The organism is Pseudomonas sp. PHC1 (assembly GCF_046487845.1).
Lineage (GTDB): Bacteria > Pseudomonadota > Gammaproteobacteria > Pseudomonadales > Pseudomonadaceae > Aquipseudomonas > Aquipseudomonas sputi.
In genome coordinates this window covers 32,360-47,192 of sequence record NZ_JBJXHJ010000008.1, presented here as the reverse complement: position 1 = coordinate 47,192, position 14,833 = coordinate 32,360, and the positions used below count along the sequence as shown (strand labels likewise).

At 60.6% G+C, this 14,833-nt stretch carries 13 protein-coding genes; 8 read left to right on the top strand and 5 right to left on the bottom strand.

Annotated elements, in window-relative coordinates; all coding sequences use genetic code 11:
- Positions 1–104 precede the first annotated feature (104 nt).
- Complete coding sequence (locus ACKJSM_RS13575) at positions 105–1,007, top strand: transcriptional regulator GcvA (RefSeq protein ID WP_339488526.1); 903 nt, start codon at positions 105–107, stop codon at positions 1,005–1,007.
- A gap of 123 nt (positions 1,008–1,130) precedes the next feature.
- Positions 1,131–1,556: a cupin domain-containing protein gene (locus ACKJSM_RS13570; RefSeq protein ID WP_410237850.1), complete on the top strand. Its 426-nt coding sequence runs from the start codon at positions 1,131–1,133 to the stop codon at positions 1,554–1,556.
- A gap of 63 nt (positions 1,557–1,619) precedes the next feature.
- Here ACKJSM_RS13570 and ACKJSM_RS13565 read toward each other — a convergent pair whose 3' ends face one another.
- The 4 genes from ACKJSM_RS13565 to ACKJSM_RS13550 all read right to left on the bottom strand — a co-directional run bounded on the left by ACKJSM_RS13565 (position 1,620) and on the right by ACKJSM_RS13550 (position 6,847).
- A complete protein-coding gene (locus tag ACKJSM_RS13565) occupies positions 1,620–2,735 on the bottom strand; it encodes an alkene reductase (protein WP_410237848.1) in 1,116 nt (371 codons plus the stop codon).
- Positions 2,736–2,883: 148 nt separating this feature from the next.
- A complete protein-coding gene (locus ACKJSM_RS13560; protein WP_410237846.1) occupies positions 2,884–5,121 on the bottom strand; it encodes a molybdopterin cofactor-binding domain-containing protein in 2,238 nt (745 codons plus the stop codon).
- On the bottom strand, positions 5,118–5,591 hold the full coding sequence (locus ACKJSM_RS13555) for a (2Fe-2S)-binding protein (RefSeq protein WP_236182592.1): 474 nt from the start codon (positions 5,589–5,591) through the stop codon (positions 5,118–5,120). Before ACKJSM_RS13555 ends, ACKJSM_RS13560 begins: the two co-directional genes overlap by 4 nt.
- Positions 5,588–6,847, bottom strand: coding sequence for a c-type cytochrome (locus ACKJSM_RS13550; RefSeq protein ID WP_410237844.1), 1,260 nt, complete (start codon positions 6,845–6,847; stop codon positions 5,588–5,590). Before ACKJSM_RS13550 ends, ACKJSM_RS13555 begins: the two co-directional genes overlap by 4 nt.
- Before the next feature lie 309 nt (positions 6,848–7,156).
- Between ACKJSM_RS13550 and ACKJSM_RS13545 the strand changes: the two genes are divergently transcribed.
- A complete protein-coding gene (locus tag ACKJSM_RS13545; RefSeq protein ID WP_410237842.1) occupies positions 7,157–8,356 on the top strand; it encodes an MFS transporter in 1,200 nt (399 codons plus the stop codon).
- A gap of 100 nt (positions 8,357–8,456) precedes the next feature.
- Positions 8,457–9,374, top strand: coding sequence for a LysR family transcriptional regulator (locus ACKJSM_RS13540; RefSeq protein WP_236182595.1), 918 nt, complete (start codon positions 8,457–8,459; stop codon positions 9,372–9,374).
- On the opposite strand, the gene ACKJSM_RS13535 is transcribed toward ACKJSM_RS13540, so the two are convergent.
- Positions 9,371–11,545, bottom strand: coding sequence for a TonB-dependent siderophore receptor (locus ACKJSM_RS13535; protein ID WP_410237840.1), 2,175 nt, complete (start codon positions 11,543–11,545; stop codon positions 9,371–9,373). The two genes, ACKJSM_RS13540 and ACKJSM_RS13535, sit on opposite strands and share 4 nt — an antisense overlap.
- Before the next feature lie 170 nt (positions 11,546–11,715).
- Here ACKJSM_RS13535 and ACKJSM_RS13530 point away from each other — a divergent pair, with 170 nt between their 5' ends.
- The 4 genes from ACKJSM_RS13530 (at position 11,716) to ACKJSM_RS13515 (ending at position 14,811) form a co-directional block, all read left to right on the top strand.
- The gene (locus tag ACKJSM_RS13530) at positions 11,716–12,393 is read left to right on the top strand and encodes a hypothetical protein (protein ID WP_410237839.1); all 678 of its coding nucleotides are present in this window, start codon (positions 11,716–11,718) and stop codon (positions 12,391–12,393) included.
- A gap of 310 nt (positions 12,394–12,703) precedes the next feature.
- Positions 12,704–13,654 carry a hypothetical protein gene (locus ACKJSM_RS13525; RefSeq protein ID WP_410237837.1) on the top strand — a complete coding sequence of 317 codons (951 nt, stop codon included), beginning with the start codon at positions 12,704–12,706 and terminating at the stop codon, positions 13,652–13,654.
- Between the two features lie 2 nt (positions 13,655–13,656).
- Positions 13,657–14,289: a DUF2997 domain-containing protein gene (locus ACKJSM_RS13520; protein ID WP_410237835.1), complete on the top strand. Its 633-nt coding sequence runs from the start codon at positions 13,657–13,659 to the stop codon at positions 14,287–14,289.
- Positions 14,290–14,811: a 4Fe-4S single cluster domain-containing protein gene (locus tag ACKJSM_RS13515; RefSeq protein WP_410237833.1), complete on the top strand. Its 522-nt coding sequence runs from the start codon at positions 14,290–14,292 to the stop codon at positions 14,809–14,811. It abuts the gene before it with no gap.
- Positions 14,812–14,833 lie beyond the last annotated feature (22 nt).

Genomic DNA, 14,833 nt, shown 5'->3' with positions numbered 1-14,833 from the left:
TCTCCTTACAGATGGAGCCTCAGAATCCGCTATGGCCGCGCCGCTTCGCAAAGGACAAATCCGGTGCTAGCGTATGACAAAATCTCATGGACTGAAGAGGTCATATGCTCCCCCGACTGCCATCGCTCAATGGATTGCGAGCCTTCGAATGTGCCGCCCGGCATATGAGCTTCACCCGCGCCGCCGAAGAACTGAACGTCACGCAAACTGCAATCAGCCATCAGATCCGTCGCCTTGAGGATGAACTCGGCGTGCGTCTGTTCATGCGTTTGAAGGACGGTTTGGCGTTGACCGAGGAGGGCCATGCGTACTTGCCTGGCATTCGTTCGGCGTTTCTTGAATTGCGCTACTCGACTGAAAAGCTGCTGGAATCCAGCAACAACAGCGTCCTGACGATCAGCACCCTGGTATCGGTGGCGTCCAAATGGCTGTTGCCGCGCCTGCCGTCGTTTCGCGAGGCGCATCCGCAGATTGATGTGCGGATCAGTGCTTCCACCGAGTGGGTGGACTTTCGCAAGGGTGGCATCGATGCGGCGATCCGCTACGGCGACGGGAACTGGCCGGGGTTGCGCGCCGACTGGTTGATGTCCGATGAGATCTTTCCGGTGTGCAGCCCGCGTTTGCTGACCGGCGACAAGCCGTTGAATACGCCGGTGGACCTGGCCCATCACCCGTTGCTGCAAGTCAGCGGCGTGACCGCCAATGACTGGAACGACTGGCTGCATGCGGCAGGCCAGCCACCACTGACGGCCAAAGGCCCGCGATTGACCTTCGACCTGGCGATGATGGCGGTGCAGGCAGCGATTGACGGGCAGGGCGTGTGCATCGGTCGCTCGACCTATGTCGATGACGATCTGCGCGCGGGCAGGCTGGTGGCGCCGTTTGATCTGCGCTTGAAATCCGCTTCCGGCTTTTACCTGGTCACGCCGCACGATCAGGCCGAATCGAAAAAGATCGTGGCATTCAGAGGCTGGCTATCGCAGGTGCTGGCCAAACCCTTTGTATAAGCGTGTATCCATCGCGCCGCCGTACACAAACGGGTAACAAACCCCGTCATCAGGACACATCCCGCATACAGGCCTCGCCCACAGTAGGTGCCAACACACCACGACCTCCAAGAGGGCAACACCATGCGCCGCACACTTCTGATGACCGCTGCCGCCGTACTCGTTTCGCTGACCGGCCTCGCCCACGCGGCTGACACCCCATCCGCCGCCCCGGCGAAGAACTGGCAACAAGGCCTGAGCCGTACCGATCTGGTCCGACAGGACCTGGGCGCTGCGGATCGCGAGGTGATCCAGGCTCGCGTCGATTTCGAACCGGGCGTCACGTCGCCCAACCATGCGCATCCGGGTGTGGAGGTGGCTTACGTGATCAGTGGCACGTTCGAATACCGACTGGAAGGTCAGGCACCGGTGACGCTCAAGGCGGGTGATTCGCTGTTCATTCCGGCGGGCGTGGCACATATCGCCAAGAACGTCGGCAACGAGGAGGGCTCGGAACTGGCGACTTACATCGTCAAGAAGGGCGAGCCGCTGCTGATTCTCAAACAGTAACGGTCGCTGAAACGAAAAGGCCTGCCGATCTGGCAGGCCTTTGTGCGTCCGGTGTTCAACGTATCAGTGGGCGTACACCGGGTAGTCGGTATAACCACGCTGATCGCCGCCAAAGAATGTGCTCGGGTCCGGTGTGTTGAGCGCCAGGCCCTCGCGGATTCGCCGAGGCAGATCGGGGTTGGCCAGAAACGGTCGGCCAAACGCGATGATGTCGGCGCGACCGTCGGCCAGGGCCTGTTCCGCCGACTCGGGGTCGTAGCCGCCGGCGATCATCAGCACGCCACCCCACGCATCTCGCAGCTGCGCGATGATCGCGTCCCAGCGCGGGTCGAAATTCTCGTCCTTGACGGTGCCGACCACGGCCGGCTCGACCAGGTGCAGGTAGGCCAGTTTCCAGCGGTTCAACGAGCGGACGATGTAGCCGAATGTGGCTTCCGGCGACTCATCGCCCATGCCCATGAAACGGCCCATGGGCGTCAGGCGCACGCCGACACGGTCGGCACCGACTTCGTCGACCACGGCCGCCACGACTTCCAGTAACAGGCGTGCACGGTTTTCCAGGGTGCCGCCATAACCGTCAGTGCGCTGGTTGCTGTTGCTGTTGATGAACTGGTCCAGCAAATAGCCGTTGCCCGCGTGTATTTCCACGCCATCCATCCCGGCGCTCAGCGCATTGCGTGCGGCGCGGCGGTAGTCGTTGATGATGTCGGCGATTTCCGCAACCTGCAGGGCGCGCGGCACCGGCACGTCGCCCCATACACCATTGCCCTCGGCGTCGACGATGAAAGTCTTGCCCGGTACGGGCAATGCACTCGGCGCCACCGGCAGCGCGTTGTCCGGTTGAAAGCTTGGGTGCGATACGCGGCCCACATGCCACAGCTGCATGAAGATCAACCCGCCGGCCTCGTGTACCTGACGGCTGACTTCGCGCCAGGCTTGCACCTGTTCGTCGTTGTAGATGCCAGGCGTCCACGCATAACCCTGGCCTTGGCGGGAAATCTGCGTTGCCTCGGTGATGATCAGCGCGGCACTCGCTCGCTGGCGGTAGTACTCGGCGTTCATGGACGTCGGGATGTCGCCCGGTTGCCCGGCACGGGAGCGGGTCAACGGCGCCATCGCCATCCGGTGGGGAAGTGTGTAGGGGCCGAGGGCGATGGGGCGGAACAGATGTTGTGTCATGGGGGTTCTCCAGTCTTCGAAAAAGGTCGGTGGACGGTGTCGGGCATTGGGGCCGGCATCGGATGGCCCTACGTTAAGCGGCTATCCGGTGCTTGATAATCCACACGCGACGCCACGCTGCATTGCGTGAAATGCAACGTGGCGCGGTTCAGGAAGGCTGTTGCGAGCGAGTCAGGGGGAGGTTCAGCCAGCGCCGTCCGGTGGCGTTCGCCACGGCATTGCCGATGGCGGCCGCCATGGGGCCCTGGACGATTTCGGCGGCCCCCAGAAACGGTTGCCCCGGCTGGTCGAGCAGATGAACGTCGACCTGTCTGGGGAGTTGCGAGAAGCGCAGGATCGGGTAGCCGCTCCAGTCGTAGCTGCGGATGCCGCCGGCGTCATAGGCGACCTTTTCATACAGCGTCCAACTGGTGGACTGCACAATCCCGCCCTCGACCTGATTGCGCAGGCCATCGGGACTGACGATCTGCCCCACATCCACTGCGGTGACGACGTGATCGATCTGCACTTCGCCGGTTTGTGGATGGACTCGAAGACGCACGGCGATGGCGCAGTAGCCCATGATGTTTTTGTAGCGCGCGAAGGCAAAGCCTATGCCAGCGCCGGGTTCGTTGCTTTTTTGTGGCCAGTCGACCGCATCGCGCACCCGTTCCACCACCGCCCGCGCCCGAGGATCGGTCAGGTGCGCCAGACGCAGGGCAACCGGATCGACTCCGGCCTTGGCGGCCAGCTCGTCGATACAGGCTTCGATGGCGAAGACGTTGATGTGCGCGCCGAGCGAGCGCATGGCTGAGGTGCGGAACGGCATTTCGGTGACGAAGTTCATGTCGATCCGCGAGGAGGCGACGGTGTACAGCGGCACCGCGTTGCGATCGCCATCGCCTTCGGGCTGGGCGATCGGCACCGAGGGTGCGGAGGTGAACGGCCGGGCCAGCAGGCGTGCGGGCAGCAAGCGCCCGGCGTTGACGATGCGTTCGTTGTGCGGCGTGGTCCACAGCTCATAGTTCCAGTCCTGCAGCCGACCCTGCGCGTCAAGGTTGGCTTGCACTTCGCTGACCATCGCCGAGCTGTAGGGCTCCCAGAGGTTTTCCTGCTCGCGCATCCATTGCACCCGCACCGGCGTGCCCGGTACGCGCATGGCAATCAACGCTGCGTCGGCCGCGGCATCGTCGGCGCCGTTGTGGCCATAGCACCCGGAACCTTCGGTGTGGATACAGCGCACGCGCTCGGGTGGCAGCCGCAGCATTTCGGCGATTCCGGCACGCAGCGGATACACGCCCTGAGTGTGGGTCCAGACGGTGAGGGTGCCGTCCTTGAACCAGGCCACGGCGCAGGACGGTCCGATCGAGCCATGCATCAGATACTGCTTGGTCACGCGGGCGCGGTATTGGTTGATGGTCGCGCCCTGGGGCGTGCCTTCATGGCTGATCGGATAACGACGCGAGGGCAGGCGTTTGAGCACGGTGTGGATGTCCCGCGATTCGGGAATCGCCTGCCCGCCGCTCCAGCGCGCTGAGGCGTATCCGTGACGCATGGCTTTGATCGCTTGCCATTCGTCCCGTGCTACCACGGCCAGATAATTGCCGTCGCGGATCACCTGCACCACCCCGGACAGCGCCTTGATCGATTCAATATCGATGGTTTCCAGTGTGCAGCCGGGACGCGGCGGGCGGATGACCCGGGCGTGGAGCATGCCCGGCAGGCGAATGTCCTGCACGAATGCAGCGCCGCCGCTGACTTTGCCTGGAATATCCAGGCGTGGCAGCGAATGGCCGATGAGCTTGAATGACGCCGGCGGCATCGAGGGTGACTCGGATGTTGCGTAGCGGTGCAGATCGACCTGCTGCACGGCGTCGGCGTAGGACATGCGTTGCCCGGTCGGGCCGAGAATGATGCCGTCCCGGGTCGTCAGCAACGCCGGCGCAACGTTCCAGCTGCGCCCGGCCGATTCCAGCAGCATCTCGCGCACTTGTGCCGCCGCGTTGAACAGCGCGGTGCCGCTGTCGAAAATCGTGTGGCTGCCGGCGGTGTAGCCCTCGTTCGGCGTCAGTGCGGTGTCGGCGGTGAGCAGGTTGATCGCGGTCGGGGCCACCTCCAGGCGTTCGGCGGCTATTTGCAGCAACGCGGTTTTGACCCCGGTGCCCAGTTCGACCTTGCCGGTGTAGACGGTGATGCCGTCAGCGCCGACGCGAATCCAGGCATCGAGCCAAGGGTTGGTGCGCAGGCTGCCGGGCAGGTCCGGCGCCAATACGACCGTGCCCAGGGTGTCGACTTCGGTGTCGGCCAGGGCGCGGCGCGTGATCGGCACCAGAGCGAACGCCACCAGCAGGGCGCCCCCGCGCAGGAAGGCGCGGCGACTGTGATCGACCTCGTTGATTGTCGTCATTGCGCACTCCCGTTTTGCCGGGCGACAAGGCTGATCGCCTCGATGATGCGCAGGTGCGTACCGCAGCGGCACAGGTTGCCTGCCATGTGCTCGCGAATGGTCTGCTCGTCGGGGTGCGGATTGCTTTCGAGCAGTGACTGCGCACGCATCAACATGCCGGCGATGCAGTAACCGCATTGGGCAGCTTGTTTGTCGATGAACGCTTGCTGCAGGGAGCCGGGGTGGTCGGCCGTGCCCAGGCTTTCGACCGTCCGAACCTGTTTGCCCTCGAGGCCGGCGCAGGGTGTCAGGCAGGAAAACACCGGTTGGTCATCGACGATGACGGTGCAGGCGCCGCATTGGCCCAGGCCACAGCCGTACTTGGCGCCGTTCAGGCCCAGGTGATTGCGCAGCGCATAGAGCAGCGGCATGTCGGGTTCCAGCTCGAGAGCCCGGGAGGATCCGTTGACGTTGAGGGTGATCTGAGTCATTTCGTCTCCTGACGTAGCGCTTGGAGGGTAGCAGGAAGGTCGGTCCACGGTTGATCGGGGCTGGCCTGATGGCGCAGGTATAGGGCCAGGGCGTTGAGTTGAGCGTTGTCGAGGCTGGCGGCGAACGAGGGCATCACCGGTCCCGGTTGGCCGGGTTCTGCCGGGATGCCGTCGAGTACGGTTTTCACAAAGTTGCGCGGACTGGCGGCCAGCAGCGCCGAGGTCCGATCCAGTGCCGGGCGGCCGTCGATTTCACGCATCGGCGCGCCTGGGGCATGGCAGCCGGCGCAGGCGCTGGTGAAGAGCAGGGCGCCCGAGGATGAATCCGCAGGTTCAGCGCTGGCGCTCGGAATTTCGTTGATCGCGGTTTTCGCCGGCAGACTCAGCAGGTATTCGGCAATCGCCTGTGCATCTTCTGCGGGCAAGCGCGCCAGACCGAGACTGACCGGGCGCATCGGGCCCGCCGCCGTGCCGTGTCCGTCGACCACTTCGGCCCGCAGGTACTTCACCAGTTGCTCGCTGCTCCACGGGTTTGCCCGGTGCGCCATGCCCAGCAGAGACGGCGCGTCCCAGCCATCCACGCTGCCGCCGGCCAGGTTTTCGCCGGACGTCTCGGCACCGATCAGGTTCAGCGGCGAGTGACAGCCCGCGCAGTGGCCGGGACCTTCGACGAGGTAGCGCCCGCGATTCCACGCCTGCGATTGCTCGGCCACCGGCGTCAGCGGCTTCCCGTGCAGGAACAGCAGGTTCCAGAACGACACCAGCGGCCGGATGTTCATCGGGAAGTTCATGCGGTTCTGTTGTGGCGGCGAGTCCACGGCCGGGCCGCTCATCAGGTACGCATAGGCGTCGGCGATGTCGTCTTGGCTCATGCGCCGGTAATGAACATAAGGGAACGCCGGGTAGAGAAAATGACCGTCGCGGGAGATCCCTTCACGCATCGCCCGCTCGAAGGCCGGCAACGACCATTGGCCGATGCCGGTCTGTGGGTCCGGGGTGATGTTGGTGCTGTAGAGGGTGCCGAATGGCGTCACCAGCGGCAGTCCGCCGGCCAGGTATTGGCCGCCGGGCCGCGTATGACAGACCGCACAGTCGCCCGCCTCGACGACGCGCGCGCCACGTTGCAGTTGCGCGGAGTCGAAGGTTCGCGGGCGCTCGACCGGCGCAATTGCCGGACGCCACATCAGCGCCAGGGCCGCGATTGCACCGATCGAGGCGAGGGCTGCCGCGCTGGTCCACAGCGCTCTGGATCTCATGAAATGGCCGTTCATGAGCAGTTGCCTGAGCAGCACGCGGTGGGCTTGGGGGACGGATTCGGCATCTTCGACAACTCCTTGAACGACCGGGTAAGGGCGCCGATGCAAAGCCCTGCGCCAAGTGCCCAAGGTTAGAGAAGGCGCATGCGTCCGAGTATTGCCAGACCGCGCAATAGCACGTTGCGCCAAGTGCAACGCCCGGGGTCGTTGCATTTGGCGCATCACTCAATTGCCCGAGGGATGGATACTCGAACGCCCGCGCAGCCCTTAGCCTTGGCGTCACTTTTCCAAACTTATCGAGGTGTCATCATGCTTACGAGCAATCCGGCAGCGGCGGCCAGGGCCGAACAATCCGCTTCTCTTTCCGGCCTGATGGTCGCGTTCCTGGCATTCTGCTGCGGCGCGGTCGTGGCCAACCTTTATTACGCTCAGCCGATCGTCGAACTGATCGCGCCGCAGATCGGCCTGTCCAGTGCCAACGCCAGTCTGATCGTTTCACTCACGCAGTTCGGTTATGCATTGGGCCTGCTGTTGCTGGTGCCGCTGGCCGACCTGATGGAAAACCGCCGGCTGGTGGTCGGGTTTACCCTCGCGGCGAGCGTGACGCTGTTGTGCGCAGGGCTGACGCATTCGCCGTCGATGTTCCTGGTGCTGTCGTTGCTGATCGGCCTGACTTCGGTGGCGGTGCAGATCCTGGTGCCGTTGGCCGCGCATCTGGCGCCCGAGGCGACTCGTGGCCGGGTGGTGGGCAACATCATGAGTGGCCTGTTGCTGGGCATTCTGCTGTCGCGGCCACTGTCGAGTCTGCTGGTGGAAGTGTTCGGCTGGCGCGGGGTGTTTTTCAGCGCAGCGGCACTGATGGCGGTCATCGCCCTGATCATGGCGATTGCCTTGCCGCGCCGCGTCCCAAGCCATCAGGCGACGTACGCTGCGCTGATCGGTTCGGTGTTTGCGCTGGCCCGTCGGCACGCGGTTCTGCGTCAGCGTTCGTTGTATCAAGGCTTGCTGTTCGCCAGCTTCAGCCTGTTCTGGACCCTCGCACCGATCGAGCTGATGCGGCACCACGGTTTCAGTCAGGCACAGGTGGCGATATTTGCCCTGGTCGGCGCCGTCGGCGCGGTCGCAGCGCCGATTGCCGGGCGACTGGCCGATGCCGGGCACGGTCGGCGCGGGACGCTCGTTGCACTGTTGTTGGCGCCAGCCTCCTTGCTGATCGCTGCGCTGCCGGGTAGCAGTTATGTCTGGCTGGTGGTTTGCGCGGTGCTGCTGGACTTCGCCGTGCAACTGAACATGGTGCTGGGCCAGCGCGAGGTGTACGCCATCGATCCGCACAGCCGGGCCCGCCTGAATGCCGTGTACATGACCAGCATCTTCGTCGGCGGCGCGCTGGGGTCGTTGGTCGCCAGTCCGCTCTACGAGCATTTTGGCTGGAACCTGTCTGCCGTGACCGTGGCGTTGCTGCCGGCCCTGGCCCTGGCGATGTTTCTGAGCCGCAAGGCCGATGCCTGAACCTCAGGCACCGGTGAGTCCGATGAAGCACGGCCTTACAAGACGATTGGCGAACGGTGAGGCACAATCATCACCGTTTCCTTTTGATCGGGCTCCACTTATGGACAAGTTGCTGGCACTGAAGATGTTCGTTGAAACCGTTCGTTGCGGTGGTTATTCATCGGCGGCGCGCAAACTCGGCATCTCGACGTCCTCGGTGACACGCCAGGTGGCGGGGCTGGAACACGAGCTGGGCGCCAGCCTGCTCAACCGCACGACACGCAACACCAGCGTGACGGTCGCCGGCCAAACCTATTTCGAGAAAGCGGTGGCCATTCTCGATGCCATCGACGAGGCCGACGCGGTTGTCGCCGACCGTGGCAGCGAGGCGCAGGGACGCCTGCGCATCAGCGTGCCGGTGGAATTCGGCCGCCAGATCATTGCACCGCAATTGGGGATATTGCTCGACCGCCATCCGGGGCTGGAAGTCAGTGTGTCGTTGAGCGATCAGGTCAGCGATCTGCTGAGTGAGCAGATCGATGTCTCGGTGCGACTGGGCTCGTCAGTGGTCAGTGACGATATCGTCAGCAAGCGCGTGGGCGGCTTCCAGCGCTGGGTGGTGGCGAGTCCGGATTACCTGAATCATCACGCTGCGCCTTTGCACCCGCGAGACTTGCTCGAGCATCAATGCCTGCGCTTCGATTACGGTGCTGCGCACCAGCACTGGACGTTCCAGGGCGACGACGAAACCATCCAGCTCAATGTGCATGGCCGCCTGCAAAGCAACAACGCCGACATCCTGCGTGAAGCCGCGGTGGCGGGGCGCGGGGTGGCTCTGCTGGCCGATTGGCTGGTGCGTGCCGACGTCGAGGCGGGGCGGTTGACGCGACTGCTGGAGGGTTATGAAGTCAACCCCGGTAATGCGAGCTGCTGCATCAATGCGTTGTATCTGCCCAATCACCGGGGCTCCAGTCGTATCAATGTGTTCATCGATTTTCTGGAAGACATTCTGGCGCGTCCCTGCGCCCCGACAGCTTAGAAGGTGTATTTGGCCGTCAACATCATGTTGCGCGGGGTGCCGTAGCTGTCGCCGCCGTAACTGACGGAATTGGCGATGGTGGAGTAGTACTTGCGGTCGAAGATGTTGTTGGCGTTGAGCTGCAAGTCGAGGTTGTCATTGACCCGGTAGCCGGCCATCAGGTCAGTCACCGCATACGCGCCTTGCTTGAGGCGGTAGTTGCCGCCATCGAGCAGTTCGATGTCGTTGTACAGGCGGCTCTGCCAGGAGATGTTGCCGCCCACGCGCAGCTTTTGCAGCGGGCCCTGGAAGTTGTAGCGGGTGGTGAGTTTGAACAGGTGTTCCGGCGTGTCAGTGTCGAACTGCTTGTTGACCTTCTGCGGGTTCGCCGCGTCCTTGATGGTGTGGGTGCGGGCGTAGGTGTAGCCGCCGCCGACCTGCCAGTTGTCGGTGAGGGCGCCTTGCAGTTCGAAGTCGATACCCTGGCTGCGAATCTCGCCGGAGGCTTCATAGCAGGAAGACTGCGGGCAGTTCGGCACGAACACCTGCACCGCGCGGTTTTCCTGATCGACCCGGAACACGGCGAGGCTGGCGTTCAGCGCGCCGCCCAGGTATTCGCCCTTGATGCCGACCTCGTAGTTCTTGCCCACGATCGGCTTGACCGGACTGCCGGAGGTGTCCTTGTTGCTCTGCGGGGTGAAGATGTCGCTGTAGCTGGCGTACACCGAATGATGGTCGTCCAGCTCGTAGATCAGGCCGGCATAGCGGGTGACGTTGCGGGTGACTTTGTAATCGCCGTCGCCATCGCGGTTGTCGTAGTCGTACCAGTCCAGACGTCCGCCGAGGATCAGCTTCAGCGGATCGGCCAGGCTCAGGCGAGTGGTCAGGTACACGCCGTCCTGAGTGGTGACTTCGCGCGTGTTGTTGGTGTGGACGAAGTCCGGCTTGCCGGCGTTGATCGGCCAGTTGGTGTCGTACGGCGAGTAGTTGTGGGTGGTCAGGTCATAGATGCGTTTGCTGGCACCGACCACCAGTTCATGGCTGCGCCCGAAGGCTTCGAACGGGCCGCTGAAGAAGGCGTCCAGACCGGCCTGGTTTTCATCGGCCTTGGACTGGTAAACCGTGCGGGCCAGGGTGTCGTTGACCCAGCGCGACTGGTAGGAGCCGGAGAACAGCGCGTTCTGTTCGGAATAGTTGGCGTTGACCTGCAGCGTCCAGTCGTTGGCCAGTTGCTGACGGATTTCGGCGAAAACGGTGTTGATCTCCTGATCCTTGTCCTCCCAGGAGGTGCCGGGGTTGTACGAGCGCGGCAGGTCGAGGTGATGGCCGTCGAGGCCGATCATCGACGAACCCCAGAAGTAGTTGGTCCGGTCCTTCTGGTGCGAGAAACCGAGGGTCAGGGTGGTGTCTTCGCTCAGATCCGCCTCGGTGACGGCGTAGAACAGGTTGTGTTGCTCGTCCACGTCATCGATGAAACTGTTGGCGTCGCGGTAGGACGTGACGACCCGACCGCGCAGGGTGCCGCTGTCGTTGAGTGGGCTGGAAGCATCGATCTCGCCGCGATAGTTGTCCCAGGTTCCGGCGGCGCCGGTCAGGGTCACGCGCTGCTCGGCCAATGGCCGTTTGCGGACCAGGTTGATCGCCGCCGAAGGGTTGCCGGCACCGGTCACCAGACCGGTCGCACCGCGTACGACTTCAACCCGATCAAACATCGCCAGATTCGGCTGGGATCCGACGTTCGCGCCGTTGTAGCCGCTCGGTATGCCGTCGTACATCAGGTTGTCGATGTCGAAACCCCGGGCTTTGTAGGACTGCCGGCCGGGCCCGTTGGAGAAGTCGAGGAACAGCCCCGGCGTGGCGTTGACCACATCATTGATGCTGGTCATCGCCTGATCGTCCATGCGCTGGCGGGTGATGACGGTGACGGCTTGCGGTGTTTCGCGCAGGGTCAACGGCAGCTTGGTGGCGGTGGCCATGGTGCCGGTGGTGTACGACTCGGAGCCTTCGGTGGTGCTGCCCAGTTGGGTGGAGGTGATCGCGGTCGCACCGAGTTCGAGGGTGGCGGGCGGGGCGGTGTCCTGCACCTCGCGGGTTTCATCGGCCAGCGCCGGGGCCATGACAGCCATACAGATGGCCATCGACAGGAGATTGCGTGACGGATTGAAACGATCTTGCGAGGTGGTGCGCGACATGAAGGCTTCCTGATTTTTAAATAGCAAATAAAGAGCTGTTGAGAATCATTGCTAATAATTGTGTCAGGGTTTTTTACAGCGACAAAGCGCTTCGTGAAAAAAATGTGAAATCGCGCAGTGGAAGAAGGAGGGGGGGGCTGAGCTTGCACGGAACAGCTCAAGCGCGGCCCTTGCAGCGCATTCAGCGGGAAAACCGTTTGTCAGCTTCCAATGCAGACCAACAGGTTGGCGCCTACTTTTGTGGCCGGGCCAGCCAAATGACAGGAGAAATTCTGAAGTCATTGACGCGCATTGGAGCTGGCCCCGTGACGTTGATTTCAGGATGGATCTTGAATGAGGCGCGGAGCATCGCCCAGGCGATGCGCAACGGAAAACCCGCGCCTTTGACCTCGTTAAGGAGAACGCAGATGGCAATCAGCCGAGTCACCGAAACAGCCGATAACACCGCACTCGTCAAAGCCGAGGTGTACCGCTGGTACAACCTCTTTTTCCCGTGGTCGCGCGGCGTGGCTTCCCAGTCGAAAGACGCGATAAAGCCTTTGTACGATGCCCTGGCGAACGATTTTCGGGTGGTGCTCACGGACGGTCAGATCATGGACCGCGAGAACTACTGGGAACGTCTTTGGGGGCTGCACGGCAAACGTGCCGGCAGCCCGGAGTCGCACATCATCAATCTCTCGATCACGCCGCTTCCTGGTGACTGCTTCCTCACGGTTTTCGACCTGGTCAAGAACGGGATCACCAAGAAGAAAGTCGATTCGGCGCTCATGCGGCTGGACCCTGCATCGCCATCGGGCATCTCGTGGATCTATGTCCACGAAAGCGAGCACGAGACGTCGTTCGCCTAAGGTGCTCGATGGCTGTTCGGGTTTGCCCGTTGCCAGCCTGTTGGTCGGTGCGGGCTTATCCTAATAGGCAGGATTTTTAGAACGCCAGAAACGACAAAGCCCCGACTAATCGGGGCTTTGTCGTACATGGGAGATCGAATTCATACCGAAACACACGGCTACTTCAGACCCTCTAGCGCGCGTGATAAAGCAAAGGCCGTCATGTAGCATAGGGTCATGACTCGTTCTACAGTCATCCCTCACTACGCGCTTGTGCACCAACTTGGAAGGTTTGTGAATGATAAAGACTATCCCTCTGTGGAAAATGGCGATGGCCACCAAAGGTAAGATAATTGGAATTGTGATTCTGGCATTCTTACCTGTTTTTATTATCGCCGGTGCGTGGATGTTTCTTGAAGGGCTGCAAAGTGGGCAATATCGTCAAGCTGCAATGGGGGCTATTGGTTTTATTTTTTTTGGGGCGGGCGGTGTGCTGTTTATACCTGCAACAACATATATACCCGGTAAAACATTCAAGCTTTACAGGAATAAAAAATTCATTACGCAAAAGGCCGTAAATTATGGTTACGGAATCTGTGTCCTTATTTTTGCAGGTCTTGCGGCCCTTGCACCGGAAGACGCGATAAAGTCAATCGGTTATGGGTTGGCAGCTATCTATGGCCTTTATATTTTTTCCAAAAGCCTGAAGTTTCACGAAGATGTGGATTTCTCGACAAATGAATATTTGGCAACTGCTCTGGGATTCCCGGCAGGGGAGAAAATTCTGGTCAGTTACCAGAACTTTGATTCTGACGACATTAAAACGGGTAGTAACGCCTTTGCAGCAACGGCGACAAAGTTGGTGGTGGCGTCGTTTGATGGGCAAGGTTGGGTAAAGCTGTCACGTGAACTGAGTCAGATCTCGGGCATTGGCATCTGTGGTAACGAGAGTCAAAGTTACTTTGTGAAGTTGCAGTTCAATGATGGTACAGATGTGTTGTTGTGCATTGGTCTATATGAAAAGCTCACCTCCAATCCGGTACTGGTAGTCAGAAAGCTGTTGGAAACGATAGATGCAAGCCTTCTTTCGGGTAGTGGAGCGCCACAGCCAGCGCAACGACGTCGTGTGGTTGTCCACTCTGGCACGCCAGCCTCGATTTCAAAAGACACTGCGTCCGAGGCTGAGATGGCGCCTATGCGCAATATTGAGGTTGCCCCTGCCGTATTGGCAGCTATCCAGAACGCCGAAGAAGTTGCTCCCGGTCGCAGGCTGGAGCTTTAACAATGTCCCATTGTACAAAGTTTGAATTTTCCTATGCCAATGAAGAGGCTATTGCCAAAGCCTTCGGCAAGATGGGGCTTATTCCAACGACTGGTCTGGTTTCCATGTTTACCAGCGAATTCAGTAAAAACGTGCTGGGCAGAATCGGCTATATGGGTACGCAACAATTCAGAGCTGTTTGTGCCGAAACGGCGGACAACTTCAATCTGTTCGTTTGTAAAATCGAGGAGGGTTCCTACAAACTCCTTATCGAACGGGAGACTGTCTCGGCCGGTGATGAAGCGATAATGGCTGATTTGGCGTTGGCGTTCCAGAAAGCGTATATCAGCATAGCCGTCGATGAAACCGTCCGGCGCATAGACGCATCAGGTGTTCCATCAAAAGTAAAAGAAACGCTTCAAGGGTTCGAGATTGAATTTGGACCCCACTACGAATACAGCATTCACGTCACTGTCACGGGCGATGAAATTACAGAAGAAGTGCGTGGCGTAAAAGGAGATGTCTGCACAAAGCTTACTGAAGAGCTTGAATCTCTGCTTTCCAGCCCTACCGCAGAGCTTGTGACGGAGTGGAAGCCGGAATATACCGTCGTCCATGAAGAACAAACCCTTAAAATCTTCAGTGCGAATTTCTGAATGCAAATCAATGTGCACCATATGGAGTTGAGCAGCATTAATGGACCCGGGTTGCGCTTGGTATTATGGGTGCAGGGTTGTGCGCTGAATTGCAAGGGATGCTTCAATCAGAGTACCCACGCTCGCGAAGCAAGTGCGCTGATGTCGGTTCATGAATTGGCACAGAAGATAAATGCACTGGACATCGCGGGGGTTACGCTATCCGGAGGGGAACCACTCGATCAGGCGCTAGCCCTGGAGCAATTGATACATGCCGTCGATGGCGAGAAAAACTGGATACTTTATACCGGCTATACGCCGAAAGAGATATTCGGGAATGAAGCCATGATCCGTGTTGTCAAGGCCGTAGACTTGACACTGGCGGGTCGGTATCGGCAAAACGCGCAACATCCCTATCAGCACAAACAGATTATTCAAACCAGCGACAGAGTCGATATGGATTTTTTCCGTGCCAAACGAGTAGTCGAGTTTGTTGTTTCAAATTCTGGCGTTACCAAAACCGGTTTTCCGATTCATCTATAACCCAGTTCAAGCGCAGGGATAA

What these genes read in the sequence shown, in the direction of transcription:
- ACKJSM_RS13575 (WP_339488526.1), top strand. Translation starts at nt 105, where the DNA reads ATGCTCCCCCGACTGCCATCGCTCAATGGATTGCGAGCCTTCGAATGT.
- ACKJSM_RS13570 (WP_410237850.1), top strand. Translation starts at nt 1,131, where the DNA reads ATGCGCCGCACACTTCTGATGACCGCTGCCGCCGTACTCGTTTCGCTG.
- ACKJSM_RS13565 (WP_410237848.1), bottom strand. Translation starts at nt 2,735, where the DNA reads ATGACACAACATCTGTTCCGCCCCATCGCCCTCGGCCCCTACACACTT.
- ACKJSM_RS13560 (WP_410237846.1), bottom strand. Translation starts at nt 5,121, where the DNA reads ATGACGACAATCAACGAGGTCGATCACAGTCGCCGCGCCTTCCTGCGC.
- ACKJSM_RS13555 (WP_236182592.1), bottom strand. Translation starts at nt 5,591, where the DNA reads ATGACTCAGATCACCCTCAACGTCAACGGATCCTCCCGGGCTCTCGAG.
- ACKJSM_RS13550 (WP_410237844.1), bottom strand. Translation starts at nt 6,847, where the DNA reads ATGAGATCCAGAGCGCTGTGGACCAGCGCGGCAGCCCTCGCCTCGATC.
- ACKJSM_RS13545 (WP_410237842.1), top strand. Translation starts at nt 7,157, where the DNA reads ATGCTTACGAGCAATCCGGCAGCGGCGGCCAGGGCCGAACAATCCGCT.
- ACKJSM_RS13540 (WP_236182595.1), top strand. Translation starts at nt 8,457, where the DNA reads ATGGACAAGTTGCTGGCACTGAAGATGTTCGTTGAAACCGTTCGTTGC.
- ACKJSM_RS13535 (WP_410237840.1), bottom strand. Translation starts at nt 11,545, where the DNA reads ATGTCGCGCACCACCTCGCAAGATCGTTTCAATCCGTCACGCAATCTC.
- ACKJSM_RS13525 (WP_410237837.1), top strand. Translation starts at nt 12,704, where the DNA reads ATGGCCACCAAAGGTAAGATAATTGGAATTGTGATTCTGGCATTCTTA.
- ACKJSM_RS13520 (WP_410237835.1), top strand. Translation starts at nt 13,657, where the DNA reads ATGTCCCATTGTACAAAGTTTGAATTTTCCTATGCCAATGAAGAGGCT.
- ACKJSM_RS13515 (WP_410237833.1), top strand. Translation starts at nt 14,290, where the DNA reads ATGCAAATCAATGTGCACCATATGGAGTTGAGCAGCATTAATGGACCC.